The organism is Flavobacterium sp. U410 (genome assembly GCF_053570605.1).
Genome location: NZ_JBSEFI010000052.1, coordinates 1 through 1045 on the forward strand (window position 1 = coordinate 1; position 1045 = coordinate 1045).

The following is a 1045-nucleotide window of genomic DNA, read 5'->3' on the forward strand; positions in this document are numbered from 1 at the left end:
TCTTGAACTTTTTTGTACGTTTTACAATCGTATTCTCAAAAATGGGTGCTTTGCACTATAACTATAACCCGTTGTGCATTTTAAATAATACTGACTTTTAAGTTATTGATATTTCGGTTAAAATATGTCTTGTTTATAAACTGCACAACAGTTAAAGCCGTTATTTTAGCTAATAATCTGGTTTTAAACCCTTCAAAAGTTTTGGCATAATTCCTTCGTATCATAAATTGGTCACAAAGTTGTGAAAATAGCGTTTCAATCCGCTTTCGCTGTTTTTTGAATAAATGAAACTGTGGTTTGTAGTCCTTTTGATTGATTCTTTTGGGAGTTTCCAGTTCTATGTTAGCATAATTGAATAAATCTATTTGGACTTCAGACGACAAATATCCTTTATCTCCAAGCAATGTACAATCCGATAATTGTTCTCTGATGTCTTTTAAATAATGGATGTCGTGCACAGAAGCAGGACTCAAATCTATACTTTGGAAAACGCCATTTACAGAGCAAACTGCATGGAGTTTATATCCATAGAAATGCATTTGTTGAGAAGCACAAAAACCTCTGTTTGGATAGCAATATTCGGCATCTTTACAGATTTTCGAAGTACCACTTCTGGAAAGTTTACAGACCTCCATAGGCATACTGTCAATGATGAAAAACTTCTCAAACTCATTAAAACTTCTAACTATTTTCATTCGTAAATCATTGATGCTATTTGCTAATCTACGTTTGCGACGATTATAAACGCTTCGCTCTATCTTACATTTTATTGTTTTTGGAATTTGGCGAAAAAGATGATTTTCGCTATCAATGCCCATATACTCAGCAGTTAATGCCAGACTTATCAATTCTAAATCTTTCAATTTGGGAACTCGTCTTTGATAAAACAGAAGGTTTTCATTTGATATTTTTCTCAAAACTTCCAAAATTCTTTCGTAATTTGCACTTAAGTTGTTCATTGTAAATAAATTATAGCTAATTCAATTTACTGATTTTCAATCAAATGAACAACTTTTTATCATTTTAGTTCATAATGCACAACGGG

Annotated in this window: 1 protein-coding gene; it reads right to left on the reverse strand. The window is 32.0% G+C overall.

From position 1 onward, the window contains the following. Window positions 1-80 precede the first annotated feature (80 nt). Window positions 81-959: an IS982 family transposase gene (locus ACUSJC_RS16750; protein ID WP_449270700.1), complete on the reverse strand. Its 879-nt coding sequence runs from the start codon at window positions 957-959 to the stop codon at window positions 81-83. Window positions 960-1045: the final 86 nt, after the last annotated feature.

What these genes read in the sequence shown, in the direction of transcription:
- ACUSJC_RS16750 (WP_449270700.1), bottom strand. Translation starts at nt 959, where the DNA reads ATGAACAACTTAAGTGCAAATTACGAAAGAATTTTGGAAGTTTTGAGA.